Below are 16912 nucleotides of genomic sequence, written 5' to 3' on the forward strand. Positions count from 1 at the left end.
TCCGGATCGTCCGGAACGCCGCACCGCGTTCCCTCACTCGTTTGGTATCTGGTATGCCAAATACCTTACGCCGTCAACCAGAGCGGCTGGAAACGGCACTTTGTTGCAAGATTTTGTTCGGGCGGTCTGAAGGCCTGTTTGACTGCGCGATCGCAGTCGCGTGACGGTTCTGTTCGACGGAGATCCTGATCTCTCCCCTCATCCTGAGGTGCTGCGCAGCAGCCTCGAAGGAGCCCTCCAGGGATCGCGCGGCTGGCTGGAGAGCTCCTTCGAGGGCTCCGCTCCGCTACGCCACTTCAGGATGAGGGCGAGGATGGGAATGACCGGTCAAACAGGCGCTGAGGCGATTGCCGGTCGGAGTGAGCATCCGGTCAGGCCGCCTCGTCGTCACACTCGCATTGAAGCGACTCAGCGATTCGAGGCGGGGTGGGACCATGCGCTGCCCTCGCAATGTCGCTGAGGCTGCGGGCCGTCCGGCGACCCCATCAGCGTAGCCGGCACGGCGCGGCTCAGCGGGCCGCCTTCTCAGATTCGCCGCTTTCCGGGGGCAGGAGCCGAGCAGCCAGACAGCACGGGCCGGCGTTTCGGCAACCCGCCCTGGAGACCACCCCGGTGATCCGTTTCGAGAAAGTCAGCAAGGTCTACCGCACCGACGGCCACAAGCGGACGATCCTGGAGCAGGTGTCGTTCACCCTGAAGCCTGGCGTTTCCTACGGGATCCTCGGCATCAACGGCGCCGGCAAGTCGACCACGATGCGGCTTATCGCCGGCACCGAAGACCCGACCCGGGGCAAGATCCACCGCGGCCTGCGGATCTCCTGGCCGCTGGGTTTCGCCGGCGGCTTCCATCCCAAGATGACCGGCCGCGACAACGTCATGTTCGTCGCCCGCATCTACGGCGAGGATCCGCGTCGCGTGCTCGACTTCGTCGAGGACTTCTCCGAGCTCGGCAGCTATCTCGACGTGCCGATCTACACCTACTCGTCCGGTATGGGCGCCCGGCTCGCCTTCGGCATGAGCATGGCGATCCCGTTCGACTGCTACCTGATCGACGAGATCACCTCGGTGGGCGACGCCCGCTTCTCCAAGCGCTGCGACGAGGTGTTCTCCCAACGGCGCAAAAACGCCGACATCATCATGGTCTCGCACTCGATGGAGACCATCCGCCAGTGGTGCACGCAGGGCCTCGTCCTGCTCAACGGGCGCGCGATCGTCTACGAGGACGTCAACGACGCGATCGAGGTCTATCGGCGCCTCAACGCCTGAGCGATCACGAATCAGCCCGCGAAAGGCCGCCACCGTCGTTCGGAGGGACGCAGACTGGAAACCCTCGCGAAGACATGCTTTTGCCGCCTCCCCGTGCGAGAGGCATCCGACGCGAGCGTTTCGGCGCGGTCGAGAGCCCGGTGACGGGCCGGCCGTCGAGTCCGGGGAGGCCGGGGATCAGGTCATGAACATGGAGATCCGGAAAGCCGAGGGGCAGCCGCTGACGACCGCGGACCGCCAGCAGGCGGTCACCGAATCATTGCGGCAGATCGCGCGCATGTCGCGGTTCGTTGACCGCAAGAAGGGCATCCGGTCCTACCAGAGCCACGTCAAGAACGATCCCTGGATCCCGATCCTGTTCGTGCTCTGCTTCGTGCTGCCGACGCTGGCCGGAGCGGTGTATTTCGGCCTGATCGCGTCGGACCGCTACGTCAGCGAGGCGCGGTTCGCGATCCGTCCGGCACTGGGAACGGCCGACAAGGCGGCGCCGGACTCGGTCGGCACCTCTTCGGGCGTGCCGAGCCAGATGGTGGCCCAGGACAGCCTGATCACCTACGAGTACATCCTCAGCCGGCCGATGCTGGAGACGATGGAGGCCAAACTCCCGATCCGCGAGTGGTTCAGCCGCGACAGCATCGACTACTTCTCCCGCTTCGATCCCGAAAAACCGGTCGAAAAATTCCTCCGCTACTGGAAGCGCCGCGTCGGCGTCGAGATCGAATCCGGTTCCGGCATCATGTCGCTCACGGTCGAGGCGTTCGACCCCGACGAGTCCCTCGCCATCGCGAAAGCCGTGATGACGGAGGCCGAGCGGATGGTGAACGACCTCAGCATCAAGGCGCGCGAGGATGCGGTCGCCGAGAGCACGCGCGAGTTGAAGCTCGCCGAAGAGCGCATGACCAAGATCCGCGTGGCGATGCGCGACCTGCGCAATCGTGAAGGCGTGCTCGACGCGCAGAAATCGAACGAGGCCAATCTCAAGATCGTCTCTGAGCTGCGGGCGGCCCGGATCAACCTGGCGGTGCAGCTCGCCATCGGGCAGCGCGACCTCGGCCCGGAGTCGCGTCGGATCATCGACATCAAGCAGCAGATCAAGGATCTCGACGACAACATCGCCCGGATCGAGCGGCAAGCGGCCAGCCAGGACCCGGAGCAGAAGCGCCTGCTGTCTGACGCCCTGACCCGGTTCGAGGCCCTCGAGAACGACCGCAAGAACGCCGAGAAGTACTACCAGCAGGTGCTGACCGCCCATGAGCGCGCCCGCATCGTCGCGGCGCGTCAGATCGAGTTCTTCAGCCCGATCGTCGAGCCGGTGAAGGCGGAATCCTCGGTCGAACCGCGGCGGATCCTGATGATCAGCCTGGTCACCGCGGGAGCGGCCGTGCTGTTCGCTGCCTCGATGTTCGCCCGGAAGATGATGAACTGACCCGATCCGGGTTCAGCCATTCGTGGCTGACCCGCCGCTCCAGCCCTGGGCTCGCCAGCCCTCGGCACGCTCGTCGAGGTCGATCGATCCGGCACGGTCGAGGATCGCCATCACGCCGTCGGCCAGGTGGTCTTCGGCCCGGACCGTCACGAGGGTCCCGCCCCGGCGCACGCCTTCCGCATAGGTCTCGGCTTCGCCCTCTGTCAGCCCGGCGCCGGTGAGACCGCCGATCAGGCCGCCCGCCGCAGCGCCGACGCCTGCACCGGCCGCGGCCGCCACCAGCCAGCCCGCGGCGACCACCGGCCCGAGGCCCGGAATCGCCAGCAATCCGAGCCCGGCCAGCAACCCGGCCCCTCCGCCCAGAACCGTGCCGACCGTTGCGCCGGTCCCGGCGGCATCCACCGGATCGACCACGTCGGGATGGGGATCGCCGAACGGCCGATCCTGGATCGCGGCCGGCTCGGCCCGGTTGGCCAGGATGCTGATGTCGGCGTGGGGGATGCCCGCGGCCTCCAGCTGATCGACCACGCCCGTGGCGGTGTCGTACTCGTCGAACAGGGCGGTGAGGACGCGCGCGGCCATGCGGGCTCTTTCGATCGGTGGGCTGCCGCCCGGACAAGTGGCGAAGGCCGTGCGGGTTCCGCCCGCGCCGAGCCGGTTCTTAACGGCGCGCTAACCATCCACTCGGCAGATCTTGCCGGGTGCGTCCCTCGGATCTCCCGGGGCGGACGGCGATGGATCGAGAACGATGGCGGAGACGGCGAGCGCGCCGGCCAGCGGCGGGGCTATGAGCGGGGCCGCATCGGTCCTGAGTCAGCTCGCGCTGCCGACCCGCGGCGACCTTCACGCGCTGTCCAAGCGCTCGGATCTTATGTTCGCCACCGGCGTCATGGGCATCCTGGCGGTGCTGATCTTTCCGCTGCCGGCGGTGCTGCTCGACCTGCTGCTGGCGGTCTCGATCATCGTCTCGGTGCTGATCATGATGGTCGGCCTGTCGATCGACAACCCGCTCGAATTCACCGTCTTCCCGACGCTGCTGCTGATCGCCACGATGCTGCGGCTGGCGCTGAACCTCGCCTCCACGCGCCTGATCCTGGGCCACGGCCACGAGGGCACGGCGGCGGCCGGCCACGTCATCGAGGCGTTCGGCAACTTCGTGATGGGCGGCAACTTCGTCATCGGGATCATCGTGTTTGCGATCCTGATCATCGTGAACTTCGTGGTCATCACGAAGGGCTCGGGCCGCATCGCCGAGGTCGCGGCGCGCTTCACCCTCGACGCGATGCCCGGCAAGCAGATGGCGATCGACGCCGACCTCTCGGCCGGCCTGATCGACGAGAAGGTCGCCAAGGCCCGCCGGGCCGCCCTTGAGGAGGAATCCTCGTTCTTCGGCGCCATGGACGGCGCCTCGAAATTCGTCCGCGGCGACGCGGTGGCGGCCCTGCTGATCACGTTCATCAACGTGGTCGGCGGCATCGTCATCGGCGTGGCGCAGCAAAGCCTGAGCTTCGGCGACGCCGCCAAGAGCTACACCCTGCTCACCATCGGCGACGGGCTGGCGAGCCAGGTCCCGGCGCTGATCGTCTCCACCGCGGCCGGCATCCTGGTCTCGAAGGCGGGCGTGAAAGGATCGGCCGACAAGGCGCTCGGCAAGCAGCTGGCGCATTATCCCAAGGCGCTCGGCATGTCGGCCGCCGTGATGTTCCTGATCGCGCTCCTGCCGGGCATGCCGATGCTGCCGTTCCTGCTGCTCGGCGGCGGGGCGGGCTACGCCGCGTGGCGCACCAACAAGACCGCCAACGAGGCCCCGCCGCTGGACGCGGAGGGCGTCCCGATGGACGCCAAGGCGGTCGCGGCCGCCGCGACGGCCAAGGAGGAGACCGTCACCGACCTCCTGAAGCTCGACGACTTGAAGCTCGAGATGGGCTACGCGCTGCTCGCCCTGGTCAACGGCGAGGGCCAGGACCGGCTCACCGACCAGATCAAGGCCCTGCGCCGCCAGCTCGCGGCCGAGCTCGGCTTCGTGATGCCGTCGGTGCGCATCCTCGACAACGTCCAGCTCGATGCCAATTCCTACGTGGTGCGGGTCAAGGAGATCGAGGCCGGCACCGGCCGGATCTTCCCGGGGCAGTTCATGGCCATGGATCCGATGGGCGGCCAGGTTCAGCTGCCCGGCCAGCACATGCTGGAGCCGACCTTCGGGCTGCCCGCGACCTGGATCGACGCGTCCCTGCGCGATCAGGCGCAGCTCAAGGGCTACACCGTGGTGGATGCCGCCACCGTCGTCTCGACGCACCTCACCGAGCTGATCAAGGCCCACGTCTCCGAGCTGCTCAACCACGTCGAGGTCTCGAAGCTCCTGCGCGAATTGCCCAAGGAGCACGCCGAGCTGCTCAAGGAGATCATGCCGTCGCAGATCTCGACCACCGGCGTGCAGCGGGTGCTGCAATTCCTGCTCTCCGAGCGCGTGTCGATCCGCGACCTCGGGGCGATCGTCGAAGGGATCGCAGAGGTCGCCGGCGCCGTGAAGAACCCGCGCGACGTGGTCGAGCATGTCCGCGCCCGGCTCGGGCGGCAGATCTGCGCCCAGTACCAGGACCAGAACGGCACCCTGCCGATCATCACCCTGTCGCCCGCCTGGGAGCAGGCGTTCATGGAGTCGATCGTCGGCGAGCGGGAGGAGCGCTACCTGGCGATGCAGCCCTCGAAGCTCAGCGAGTTCGTCACCACGGTCCGCGACCGCTTCGAGACCGCGGCCCGCCAGGGCGAGATGCCGGTGCTGGTGACCTCGGCACAATCCCGGCCGTTCGTGCGCTCGATCATCGAGCGCTTCCGCCGGGAGACGCCGGTGATGAGCCAAGCGGAGATCCACCCGCGGGCGCGGCTGCGCACCGTGGGGTCGATCTGAGGGACGGCGGCCTGACGCCCTTGATCAGGCTGAGTGCCACCTTTCACCGTCCTTGCGAGCGTAGCGAAGCAACCCAGGGCAGCGCGCGCTTCCAGACTGAAGCGTGTCCCTGGGTCGCTTCGCTGCGCTCGCGATGACGATGCGGGTTGATCGAACGAGTGGCCCAGGTGGTCCCCGTCAGATCGCCTTCTGTTTCAGCTCCCGCTCCAGCTCGTGCGCGTCGAGACCGGGCACGACCACCGGCGGCTCCGGCACGGTCGAAGGCACCGTGGCAGGCGTCGCGATGGCGGCGGCGAGGCGGGAACGCTCGAACAGCACCACGACGACAACCGAGATCAGCGCCGGGATCCAGAAGTAGAAGATCCGGAAGATGATCACCGCCGCGATGATGGCGTCCTTCTGGGCGTCGTCGGTGATGTGCATCGCGGTGATGAACACGATCTCGAACACGCCGAGGCCGCCCGGCGCGTGCGAGGCGAGCGCCACCGAGAACGAGGCCAAGAAAATCGCGAGCACCGGGATGAAGCCGGGGTTCATCGCCTCCGGCAGGGCGAAGTAGATGATGCCCGCCGCGCCGAGCAGCTCCAGCGGCGCCGCCAGCAGCTGCCGGGCCATGATACCGGGCCGGGGATATTCAAGCTTGAACGAGCGGATGTGAAGCGGCCGCAGGTGCAGGATCGAGCCGAGCACATAGAGCGCCACGAAGCCCAGCATGCCGATGCCGACCACCAGCGCCGTCTTCGGGTCGGTGAGGAAGCCCGGGAGCCGGCCCTCGAGGCGGGTCAGCAGGTTCGGATCCACCACCAGGGTGAAGCCTCCGAGCAGGATCGTGCCCAGGAAGAACGTGAACGAGCACAGGGCCACCAGGACGGCGACCTGGGCTGCCGACAGACCCTTGGCCGTATAGGCCCGGTAGCGCACCAGGGCGCCGGAGAACACCGAGGCGCCGATATTGTGCGACAGGGCGTAGGTGGTGAAGGAGCAGAGCGAGACGAACAGCCACGAGATGTGGCGCACGCCCAGATGCAGCAGCGCGATCCGGTCGTACCAGGCCAGCGCGGCGTAGGCGACCAGGGTCGAGACTGCCGCCAGCAGGATGCGGTGGGGCGGGATCGCCAGGATTGCGGACCAGATCGCCGACAGCGACGTGGTCTTCAACTCTTGATAGAGAAAGTAGCCCGATACGACGACTGCGGCGAGGCCGATCAACGGCCAGATGAACTCGCTGAGCTTCTTCATGTACACCGACGCCCCGGGGAGAGCCCCTGATGCGCCGCCCTGCAACGCGCCGCAAGCGGATCGAGGCCATCCCGATCCCCTTGTCAGGCGATCATGACGGTTTCGTGCCGCGTTGCCGGCACATCACACGCGGACTCGGAGAACCCGGCGCCGCACGAGGTGCAACGCGTGGGTGCGTAAGGCCCCTTCGACCGCGTCAGCCGCGAGCGCGGTTGAGCCCGATTCCGTCCATCGCGGCCTGATCCCGAATCGCGTCGGCGGCACGCTCGGCGGTGCGCTCGCGATCGTTCAGGATCTCGACCTTCTTCAGTTCCTCGAACGCCTCGCCGAGTTCGGCCTTGGCCTCGGCCAGCTGACCTTCCAGCGCCTGCGCGGACTGGCGCATGTTGTCCCGGCGGCCGGCGGCGGCGCGGGCATAGGTCGGGTAGGCGAAATGCCCGACATCGGTGATACCGGCGCGGGCTTCCTCGACGGCGACCTCGCGGTCTAGTTCCACCGCCATGCGCTGGAAGTCGGCCATCATCATCTCGATCTGGGTCACACGCCGCCGCTTCTCATCAACCTGGAAGCGACGCAGCCGGATCAGCGTGTCACGCGATTTCATTGGGACGCTCACTCCACGCAACGCTCAGGGCCGCGCCAAGGACCGTACCCGGCCCGTGCCCTGACCAGGATCGCAACGGCGAACCTGCTCAGACCCTAGTTCCGCATCACTCAATGCACCCAAGCGGTTACCGCTTCGCTGCATGATGCCTAGGCCCCGCCGATGATCTGGCTGAGCCGTGCGTAACCATCGCCGATGGACGTTGCTTCTTCCTTACCCTGCCCCAGAAAAGCCTCAAGCTGAGGCATGAGCGCCACGGCCTCGTCGACCTCCTGGGAGGAGCCCGCCCGGTAAGCGCCCAGCCGGATCAGTTCCTCCATGTCGGCGTAGGTCGACAGCACCCGCCGGGCCTGGCGGACCAGCGGCAGGTAGGTCGGATCGCAGGAGCGCGGCATGGTCCGAGAGACCGAGCGCAGCACGTTGATCGCCGGATAGCGCCCGCGCTCGGCGATCGCCCGCTCCATGACGATGTGGCCGTCCAAGATGCCGCGGACCGCGTCGGCGACCGGCTCGTTGTGGTCGTCGCCCTCGACCAGCACGGTGAACAGAGCCGAGATCGTCCCGGCGCCCACCCCGGGTCCGGCCCGCTCGAGCAGGCGCGGCAATTCGGAGAACACCGTCGGCGTGTAGCCCTTGGCGGTGGGCGGCTCGCCCGCCGCGAGGCCGATATCGCGCTGGGCCATGGCGAAGCGGGTGATCGAATCGATCATGCACAGCACCTTCGCGCCCTGGTCGCGAAAATGCTCGGCCACCGAGAGGGTCACGTAGGCGGCGTTGCGGCGCATCAGCGCCGGCTCGTCCGAGGTCGCCACCACCACGACGGAGCGTGCGAGGCCGGCGGCGCCGAGATCGTCCTGCAAAAACTCCTGAACCTCGCGGCCGCGCTCGCCCACGAGGCCGATCACCGCCACGTCGGCGGCGGTGTAGCGGGCCAGCATCGACAGCAGCACCGACTTGCCGACGCCGGACCCGGCGAAGATGCCCATCCGCTGGCCGGCGCACATGGTCAGGAAGGTGTTGATGCACCGGACCCCGAGGTCCAGCGGTCCGCCGACCCGGGCGCGGGCATGGGCGGGGGGCGGGTCGGCGCGCAGCGAATACACGTCCGGCCCCTGCGGCAGCGGCCCGAGCCCGTCGACCGGGCGACCAAGGGCGTCGACCACCCGCCCGAGCCAGGCGGCCGAAGGACGGATCGCGCCCGCTGATTCGTCGCGCACATAGGCCGGGCAGCCGCGGCGGACCCCCTCCAGGGATCCAAACGGCATGGCGAGCGCCCGGTCACCCTGGAAGCCGATGATCTCGCACGGCACCAGCCCGAGGCCGTTGGCGCCCTCCACGTCGATCCGGCCACCGAGCCGCATAGCCGCCACCGGCCCGGCCACCTCGACCAGCAGGCCGCGGATCGCCACCACCCGGCCGAACGTCTCCAGCACCTCGACCCGATCGAGGGCGGCCTGCGCCGCGGCGAGATTGGTAACGGACCTTGCCGGAACCTGTGTCATCCGCCTCGCTCTCAACGCTTCGTTTACCGGCCTCCTTAACACTGAGGTCATCGGGCTCGTAGCGGCCCGATCCGGGCTCTCGCGGCTTTTAACGCTTCACGAAGTCGTGGGGCTGTGGCCGCAGGATCACAGCCGGGATCGGGTCGTTACGGGGGAAGCACTTACGCCCCAGGTCGGGGGCGTGCCGATCGCGGACGGACCGGAATCACAGCCCCGGGCGGGCGTGGAGGGACCTCATTCCTCCCGTCAAGCTCGCGGGCCGGTGAACGAGACGCTTGCGGGTGGGAATCAGGTTTTGTTAACGATTAATCCATAGCGTTCCACGTCAAGAGCGACGGAGCGCCCGTCCACAGGCCGGTGGCGGGTGATCGGTGGGGACGTGTCTGCGCGCTGATGCGGCCGGCGGGGCTGGGGACCGACGATGCGGGTACTTTTGATCGAGGACGATAGCGCGACCGCGCAGAGCATCGAGTTGATGCTCAAGTCCGAGAACTTCAACACCTATACGACCGACCTGGGCGAAGAGGGGATCGACCTCGGGAAGCTCTACGATTACGACATCATCCTCCTCGATCTGAACCTGCCCGACATGTCGGGCTACGAGGTTCTGCGCAACCTGCGCGTGGCAAAGGTGAAGACGCCGATCCTGATCCTCTCCGGCATGGCCGGCATCGAGGACAAGGTGAAGGGTCTGGGCTTCGGGGCCGACGATTACCTCACCAAGCCGTTCCACAAGGACGAGTTGGTGGCCCGCATCCACGCCATCGTGCGCCGCTCGAAGGGCCATGCCCAGTCGGTGATCACCACCGCCGACCTGATCGTGAACCTCGACCAGAAGACCGTCGAGGTCGGCGGCGCCCGGGTGCACCTGACCGGCAAGGAGTACCAGATGCTGGAACTCCTCTCGCTGCGGAAGGGCACGACGCTCACCAAGGAGATGTTCCTCAACCATCTCTACGGCGGCATGGACGAGCCGGAACTGAAGATCATCGACGTGTTCATCTGCAAGCTGCGCAAGAAGCTCGCCAACGCCAGCCAGGGCAAGAACTACATCGAGACCGTCTGGGGCCGCGGCTACGTGCTGCGCGAGCCGATGGATGCCGAAGAGCGCATGGCGGTCTGATCCGCCACGGGTCATCCCCGTCTTGAAAAACCCCGTGCGGCTCGGCCGCGCGGGGTTTTCGCGTGTTTGGGACTTACCGGTTGAGCCCTACCGGACCCCGGTCCCGGAAAAGACCTGGGCGGCCGGTGCGACCACCACGTAACCGCCGCACGGGGCGGTCCGGGTGATCACGGCGCTCGCCACGCCCCAGACATAGGTCCCGCCGCGATCCTGCGCGACGACGGGACCGCCGGAATCGCCGAAGCAGATCCGGGCGCCGTTCGCCCGGGCGATGGTCAGGCCGGTGTTGCTCGCCGCCACCGGCGTCAGGCTGGCGGTGCGCAGGCGCCCGACGCCGCGCCCGGACAGGCCGGCACCCGCGATCCGCAGGCTCTTCGGGATACGGCGCGGATCGGCCGCGAGCGGCACCGGCCGCCGGTCCCGCACCGGCTCGGTCAGGCGCAGGACCGCGAGGTCGAGGGACAGGTCGGCAAGGCTCACGTCGGGGGCCGCGTTCGGCAGCATCTCGCCGGGATCGGGGCTGTAGCGGGCCGCGACCCGTGCGCCGTAGACCGGCCGCGCCGGCTCGGTGCCGCGGAAGAACACCACGAGCGCGCCGAGCGGATCGCCGTTCACGCAATGCGCTGCGGTGAGCACGAGGTCCGGCGCGATCAGGATGCCGGTGCAACGGGTGAGGTTCAGCGCCTCCTCGGGCTGGGTGATCGTCCCGATCGCGACGGTGGCCCGCGCCAGCGCATCCCGCCCCGCCGGCGCCCCACCGTCGATGGCGGCGGCCGGCCCGGCGAGGCCGAGCCCGATCGCGGAGGCGCCTAGAGCGGCCACAAGCCGCGTCCCGATGGTCCCGACACTGATCACGCGCAAACCCTGCTGCTCCGAGCCCCGCCATCAGAGATGCGGCACCAGGCACCCGGCGCAATCGGGCGAGAGGACGCGGCCCAGCTCAGCGCGCCACCGTCCAGGTGCTGGTGCCGTCCTTGTTGTCCTTCACCGACACACCCATGGCGGCGAGAGCGTCGCGGGCCCGGTCGGAGGCGGCCCAATCCTTCGCGGCCCGGGCGGCCCGGCGCTCGGCGATCAGCGCCTCGACGGCGGCGACATCGATCCCGGCGGCGGCGACCTGATCCTGCTCGCGGTCGCTGCGGGTGCGGGTGAGCAGGCCGAACAGGTTCGCGCCGGCCCGCAGCGAAGCCGCCTCGTCGGAACCACCGCCGGCAAGGCCGTGCAGCGCGTTGATCGCCGCGGGCGTGTTGAGGTCGTCGCAGAGCGCGTCGAGCACCGTATCCGGCACCGCCTCGGCGGCCGGCGTATCCCCGGCGGCGTTGTACCAGCGGTCGAGCACCCGGCTCGATTCCTCGAGTCCGCGTAGGGTCCAGTCGATCGGCTGCCGGTAATGCGTCTTGAGCATGGTCAGGCGCACGACCTCGCCGGGCCAATCCTTCAGCACGTCGCGGATGGTGATGAAGTTGCCGAGTGACTTCGACATCTTCTCCCCCTCCACCTGCAGGAAGCCGTTGTGCAGCCAGACATTGGCCATCACCGGCGTCCCGAAGCAGCAGCGCGATTGCGCCACCTCGTTCTCGTGGTGGGGGAAGATCAGGTCGATGCCGCCGGCATGGATGTCGAAGGTCTTGCCGAGGTGCTTGGCCGACATCGCGGAGCACTCGATGTGCCAGCCGGGCCGGCCGGGCTCGGCGATGCCGGCGGGCGAAGGCCAGGACGGCTCGCCCGGCTTCGACGGCTTCCACAGCACGAAATCGAGGGGCGAGCGCTTGTAGGGCGCGACCTCGACCCGGGCACCGGCCTCCATCTCATCGAGGGGACGCTTCGAGAGGCGGCCGTAATCGGGCATCGCCGGCACGTCGAACAGCACGTGCCCTTCGGCCACATAGGCGTGCCCCCCGGCGACCAGCGCGTCGATCATCGCGCGCATCTCGGCAATGTGATCGGTGGCCCGGGGCTCGATGAAGCGGGGCGGCTCGCCCGGCACATTCACGTCCTCGGGGCTCAGCACGCCGAGGTCACGCAGGTCCCGATGGAACTGCGCCAGCGTACCGTCGGTGAGTTCGCGGATCGTGATGCCGCGCTCGGCCGCGCGGGCATTGATCTTGTCGTCCACGTCGGTCACGTTGCGGGCGTAGGTGACGTGCGCCGGTCCGTAGAGATGGCGCAGCAGCCGGAACAGCAGATCGAAGACGATGATCGGGCGCGCGTTGCCGATATGGGCCGCGTCGTAGACGGTCGGGCCGCAGGCATACATCCGCACTTGGGCGGGATCGATCGGCGCGAACGCCTCCTTGGCACCGGTCAGCGTGTTGTAGAGCCGCAACATCGGCGCCATGAAACCCATCCCCTTCCGGCGCCGCGGCCGAAATCCGGCGCCGCACCGTCGCCGGAAAACCGGCCCTGCCCTCAACGACCTGCGGGCTCTGCGACACGAAGAGCGGCCGAACCATGGCGGCTCACGCCCTGCCGCAGCGGCCCGCTGTTGCACTGCGGCGACGGTGCCGCCCGCCCGATGGGGCTAACGCAAAAGCGTGAGGAATTCGAGATGGCCCTCGCGAGCGGCGGGTAAGCCTTCCTTAACCGCGCCGTCGGACCGTCCGGCCCAAGCTCCTCACACCTAAGATACTGCACACAAGGACCTTCGATGCGACGCACGGCCGCCGGTTACTTCGTCATCGCCGCTTGCCTGGCCACGGCTTGCCTCGCGCAAGGTGCGTTCGCCGGCAGCGACGGCGAGACGCCCGCGAAGGTGCCGGCCCATGTCGAGAAGACGTTCTTGATCCCGTCGAGCGACGGCTACGGCGTCGGCGACTGCCTGACGACCCCCGGCAGCGAATGCGGTCAGGTGGTCGCCAATGCCTGGTGCGAAGCGCAGGGCTACGCCGCCGCCAACACGTTCGGGATCGCCGCGGCCGACGAATATACCGGTGCCATCGAGCAGCCGATCGCGACCCCGACCGAGCGCCCGATCCGCATCACCTGCCGGGACTGACGCGCGCCGTCAGCCCTTCACGAAATCCGAGCATTTCGGCGCCGGCTCGGTGCCCCAGGGCGCCAGCGGCACCGCCGAGGTCGAGTTCTTCGGCGACCCTTGGATGACCTTATCCGAATAGACCATGTAGATCAGCGTGTTGCGCTGGGCGTCACAGCCGCGCACGATCTGCATCGACTTGAAGATCAGCGAACGCCGCTCGCTGAACACGACCTCGCCCTGGCCCAGCTTGCCTTTGAAGGCGATCGGGCCGGTCTGACGGCAGGCCAGCGAGATGTCGGAGACGTCCTCGGCCAAGCCGAGCGTCCCCTTGATGCCGCCCTTTTCCGGCTGCGTGTACCAACAGGCGACTCCCGATACGGCCGGGTCGTCGATGCCGTAGACCACCAGCTTGTCGTTGGGGGTCAGCGGCCGCCAGACCGTGGATTTGGAGAAGATCCGGTCCGGCTCCTGGGCCGAGGCCGGTCCGGCCGCGGAGAGGCCGAGGGCGACAAGCCCAACATAGGTGAGACTCCGAAACCACATCACGGGTCAATTCCCTGCCTGAGCGCGCCGCCCCGATGTAGGAGGGGTGTCGCCACCTTGCGAGGGGGCGTACACTCAAGCTGCTTCGGTCCCGAGGCCGGGGCAGAACAGCGCCCGACCAGGGTGGATTGCGGCATTTCCGATCAACGCGATGCAGCAGCCGATGCTTGACCGTCCGATCGTCCGTTCGCTCGGCCGCCTCATCTTGAGCGCGGCGTTGGCGTGCGGTCTGTCTCTCAGCCTCGACACCGCGCGGGCGCAGGATGCTCCGCCCAGCCCGCCGGTCGCCGGAGAGGCGAGGCCGGGCGTGCCGCAGCTTCCGTCGCCGCTCTGCCGGCGCTACCGGGCCGAACTCGCCTCCGTCCAGAACGGCGCCAGCACCACCCGGGCGCTCAACGACGAGATCGGGCGGCTGGAAGCGTATTTCCGCGGCCTCAACTGCGAGGGCGGCAAGTTCCTGTTCTTCGACACCCGCCCGCCCCAGTGCGGCGCCGTGGAGCAGCGCATCCGCGCCCTCAAGGCGACCTATGGCGGCGCGGTGTTCGACGACAGCGGCGCCCGCAAGCGCGAGTTGCAGGGGCTTGTCACCGCCAACTGCCCGGCCCGGGAAACCTACGCCGCCACCGGCGAGGCCTATGCCAAGGGCGGCCCGCAGATGGTCTGCGTCCGAACCTGCGACGGCGGCTTCTTCCCGATGCGCAACCTGCCCGAGGGGCGCGGCGGTGCCGACGAGATGTGCCAGGCGCTCTGCCCCGGCACCGAGGCCCAGGCCTATGCGATGCCCTATGGCGACGAGGCGTTGAAGCACGCCGCCTCGGTGAAGGGCAGCCGCGCCTATGTGAGCCTCGCCAACGCGTTCAAGTTCCGCAAGGAATTCGTCCCGAACTGCTCCTGCAAGCCGCAAAATCAGACCTGGGCGCAGTCCCTGGTGAAGGCCGAGAGCATGCTGGTGCGGCACAAGGGCGATATCTTCGTCACGCCGATGCAGGCCGAGGCCCTGTCGCGGCCGAAGGTGCGCCTGACCCTGGTCGGCCGGGCCGACCGGACCGCGGCCGAACTCGCTGCCGACGCCGCCGGACGCGCCGGGGTCGAGTTGAATGCCAGCGCGGCGGAGAAGGCCGGCGAGGCCAAGCTGGCGGGCACCAAGCCCGACCATGTCGCGGTGCGGATCATCGCCCCCGACATGATCGCGGTGCCCCAGCGGCTGACGCCCTGACGGAGTCTTGAGTGGCGGGCGCGGAACCATAGGCCGCGCACGGGGTTCGGGTCGGCTCGATCCGAAACGAGGCCCCGATGCGGCTGCTGCGACTGATCCTCCTCACCGGCACGGTGCTCCCGGGCCTGACCCTGGTGCAGCCCGCAGTCTCGTCTCCGGACCAGATGCTCCTGGCCCAGGGCGGCCCCGACGAGCGCGGCCCGCGCGGCGGCGGCGAGCCTCCGCATGGCGGCCCCCGCCCGGAACGGCCGCCGCAGGAGCGTCCCGGGCCGCCGCCCGGTCCACCGCCCGCCGCACGTGAACGGCCGGAGCCGCGCCCCGAGCGCGCCCCGCCGCCGCGGGAGCGTCCCGAACCGACGCGCGAGCGCCAACCCCAGGCCGAGCCGCCCCCGCGCGAGCGCGCTCCAGAGCGCCAGCCCGAGCCGCCGGCGGCCCGTCCGCCTGCGCAGGAGCGGCGGCCGGATCGCGGCCCGGACAGCCCGGAACGCCCCGGGGCGGAGCGTCCGGCGCCTGAGCAGCGGCGCGCACCCGATCGCCCCGCGCCGGAACGGCCCGGACCCGACAGGCAGCCGGCACAGCGGGATCTATCGCCTCCGCCGCCACCCCGGTCGACGCCGGAGCGTCCGCCGCAGCCGCAGCGTGCGCCGGATCAGGACCGCCGGTCTCCCGACCCGGAGCGGGCGGCGCCCAATGCCGCGCCGAACGCTCCGGCGCAGCGCCGGGACGCCGTTCCCGATCGCGAGGCCCCGGCGCAGCGCTCCGGCAGCCCGGGGGCACCGCCTCCAAACGCAGCTCCCGGCGTGCCGGGTCGGCCCGTACAGCGACCGGATGCCCAGCCGGGCGCTCAGCCTCAGCCGAATGCAGGCCCCGGCGCAGAGCCCGGTCGGCCCGTGCCGCCCAACATGGCCCCGGGCGTCCCCGGCCGACCCGTCCAACGCCTGGAGAACCAGCCCGGCGCCCAGCCGCAGCCGGGCGCGGAGCCCGGTCGCCCAGTGCCGCCGAACCTGGCGCCGGGGGTGCCCGGCCGCCCCGTCCAGCCACTCGCACCACCGCCCGGCGCCGATACCCCTCCCCCGCCGCCACGCGCACTGCCGGGTCAGCCGCCAGCCGGAGGGCCAGGCGCGCGCGGCGCGTTCAACACGCCGGGCCAGCCCGGCTACGTTCCGGGCGGTTTCCGCGCGGACGACGACGTGCGCGACTACGATCAGGTCCGCCGTGACCGGCGCGAATTCAGCGAGGGCGGCCGGACCTATTACCGGGAGCCCGGCCGCATCATCGTCCGGGACCGCGACGGCTATCTGATCCGCCACGACGAGAACGAGCGCTTCCGGGATCTCGACCCGCGCGGCTTCCGCTCCGAGCGGCGCGGCGCCGACTTCTACAGCTTCATCGACCGGCCGGGCGGCGAGCAGATCGTCACCGTCACGGACGACGACGGGCGGATGCTGCGCCGCTACCGCCGTTTTCGCGACGGCCGCGAGGTGGTGATCATCGACAACAGCACGGCCGGCCCGCCGCGCCCGATCTACGACGACGTGGTCGTGCTGCCGCCCCCCGACATCCGCATCCCCCGCGACCGCTACGTGGTGGAATACGAGCAGGCGGACGAGGGCGCGGTCTACGAGGCGCTGACGGCCCCGCCGGTGGTCGCCGTGGACCGCCGCTACACCCTGGACCAAGTCCGCTACAGCCCGGACCTGCGCGCCCGGATGCGCTCGGTCGACATCGACACGATCACCTTCGACACGGCCTCGTTCACGGTCACGCCGGACCAGGCGGCCCGGCTGTCGGTGATCGCCGCGGCGATCAACCGGGCGATCCGCGCCAACCCGCAGGAGGTTTTTCTGATCGAGGGCTACACCGACGCGGTCGGCTCCGACATCGACAACCTGTCCCTGTCGGACCGCCGGGCGCAGTCGGTGGCAACCGTGCTGACCCAGCAGTTCCAGGTCCCGCCGGAGAACCTGACCACCCAGGGCTACGGCGAGCAGTCCCTGAAGGTGAACACGCAGGGCGCCTCCCGGGAGAACCGCCGCGTCACGGTCCGGCGGATCACGCCGCTGCTGCAGCAGGGGACGGCGCCGACGGCACCGCCGCGGTGAGCGGCC

The 16912-nt window shown here is 69.3% G+C and carries 14 protein-coding genes; 7 read left to right on the top strand and 7 right to left on the bottom strand.

What is annotated here, in order from left to right:
* Positions 1-612 precede the first annotated feature (612 nt).
* Both MKK67_RS31330 and MKK67_RS31335 read left to right on the top strand, forming a co-directional pair.
* Positions 613-1266, top strand: a complete 654-nt coding sequence (locus MKK67_RS31330) for an ABC transporter ATP-binding protein (RefSeq protein ID WP_243972939.1) — start codon at positions 613-615, stop codon at positions 1264-1266.
* A 184-nt stretch (positions 1267-1450) separates the two neighbouring features.
* Entirely contained in the window at positions 1451-2692 is a 1242-nt protein-coding gene (locus MKK67_RS31335) for a capsule biosynthesis protein (protein WP_243972940.1), read from the top strand.
* Between the two features lie 12 nt (positions 2693-2704).
* Here the strand turns inward: MKK67_RS31335 and MKK67_RS31340 are convergent, their stop codons facing one another.
* Positions 2705-3274, bottom strand: coding sequence for a hypothetical protein (locus tag MKK67_RS31340; RefSeq protein ID WP_243972942.1), 570 nt, complete (start codon positions 3272-3274; stop codon positions 2705-2707).
* Between the two features lie 166 nt (positions 3275-3440).
* On the opposite strand from MKK67_RS31340, the gene flhA reads away from it, so the two are divergent.
* Positions 3441-5600: a flagellar biosynthesis protein FlhA gene (gene flhA, locus MKK67_RS31345; protein WP_243972945.1), complete on the top strand. Its 2160-nt coding sequence runs from the start codon at positions 3441-3443 to the stop codon at positions 5598-5600.
* Between the two features lie 177 nt (positions 5601-5777).
* Here flhA and MKK67_RS31350 read toward each other — a convergent pair whose 3' ends face one another.
* The 3 genes from MKK67_RS31350 to fliI form a co-directional block, all read right to left on the bottom strand.
* A complete protein-coding gene (locus tag MKK67_RS31350) occupies positions 5778-6839 on the bottom strand; it encodes a lysylphosphatidylglycerol synthase domain-containing protein (RefSeq protein ID WP_243972947.1) in 1062 nt (353 codons plus the stop codon).
* Positions 6840-7035: 196 nt separating this feature from the next.
* Positions 7036-7443 carry a flagellar export protein FliJ gene (gene fliJ, locus MKK67_RS31355; protein ID WP_092042766.1) on the bottom strand — a complete coding sequence of 136 codons (408 nt, stop codon included), beginning with the start codon at positions 7441-7443 and terminating at the stop codon, positions 7036-7038.
* A 149-nt stretch (positions 7444-7592) separates the two neighbouring features.
* Positions 7593-8945, bottom strand: coding sequence for a flagellar protein export ATPase FliI (gene fliI / locus MKK67_RS31360; RefSeq protein WP_243972949.1), 1353 nt, complete (start codon positions 8943-8945; stop codon positions 7593-7595).
* A gap of 421 nt (positions 8946-9366) precedes the next feature.
* Here fliI and ctrA point away from each other — a divergent pair, with 421 nt between their 5' ends.
* Positions 9367-10068 carry a response regulator transcription factor CtrA gene (ctrA, locus tag MKK67_RS31365; RefSeq protein WP_147857559.1) on the top strand — a complete coding sequence of 234 codons (702 nt, stop codon included), beginning with the start codon at positions 9367-9369 and terminating at the stop codon, positions 10066-10068.
* Between the two features lie 87 nt (positions 10069-10155).
* On the opposite strand, the gene MKK67_RS31370 is transcribed toward ctrA, so the two are convergent.
* Together MKK67_RS31370 and cysS are read right to left on the bottom strand one after the other, a co-directional pair.
* On the bottom strand, positions 10156-10923 hold the full coding sequence (locus tag MKK67_RS31370; RefSeq protein ID WP_243973370.1) for a trypsin-like serine protease: 768 nt from the start codon (positions 10921-10923) through the stop codon (positions 10156-10158).
* 85 nt (positions 10924-11008) lie between these two features.
* A complete protein-coding gene (cysS, locus tag MKK67_RS31375; protein WP_243972951.1) occupies positions 11009-12406 on the bottom strand; it encodes a cysteine--tRNA ligase in 1398 nt (465 codons plus the stop codon).
* A gap of 309 nt (positions 12407-12715) precedes the next feature.
* On the opposite strand from cysS, the gene MKK67_RS31380 reads away from it, so the two are divergent.
* A complete protein-coding gene (locus tag MKK67_RS31380) occupies positions 12716-13063 on the top strand; it encodes a hypothetical protein (protein WP_243972953.1) in 348 nt (115 codons plus the stop codon).
* Between the two features lie 9 nt (positions 13064-13072).
* On the opposite strand, the gene MKK67_RS31385 is transcribed toward MKK67_RS31380, so the two are convergent.
* On the bottom strand, positions 13073-13588 hold the full coding sequence (locus MKK67_RS31385; RefSeq protein WP_243972955.1) for a CreA family protein: 516 nt from the start codon (positions 13586-13588) through the stop codon (positions 13073-13075).
* Positions 13589-13751: 163 nt separating this feature from the next.
* On the opposite strand from MKK67_RS31385, the gene MKK67_RS31390 reads away from it, so the two are divergent.
* Entirely contained in the window at positions 13752-14804 is a 1053-nt protein-coding gene (locus MKK67_RS31390; RefSeq protein WP_243972956.1) for a DUF2865 domain-containing protein, read from the top strand.
* A 77-nt stretch (positions 14805-14881) separates the two neighbouring features.
* Entirely contained in the window at positions 14882-16906 is a 2025-nt protein-coding gene (locus MKK67_RS31395; RefSeq protein ID WP_243972958.1) for an OmpA family protein, read from the top strand.
* Positions 16907-16912: the final 6 nt, after the last annotated feature.

It is taken from the genome of Methylobacterium sp. J-072 (assembly GCF_022829425.1).
Classification (GTDB): domain Bacteria; phylum Pseudomonadota; class Alphaproteobacteria; order Rhizobiales; family Beijerinckiaceae; genus Methylobacterium.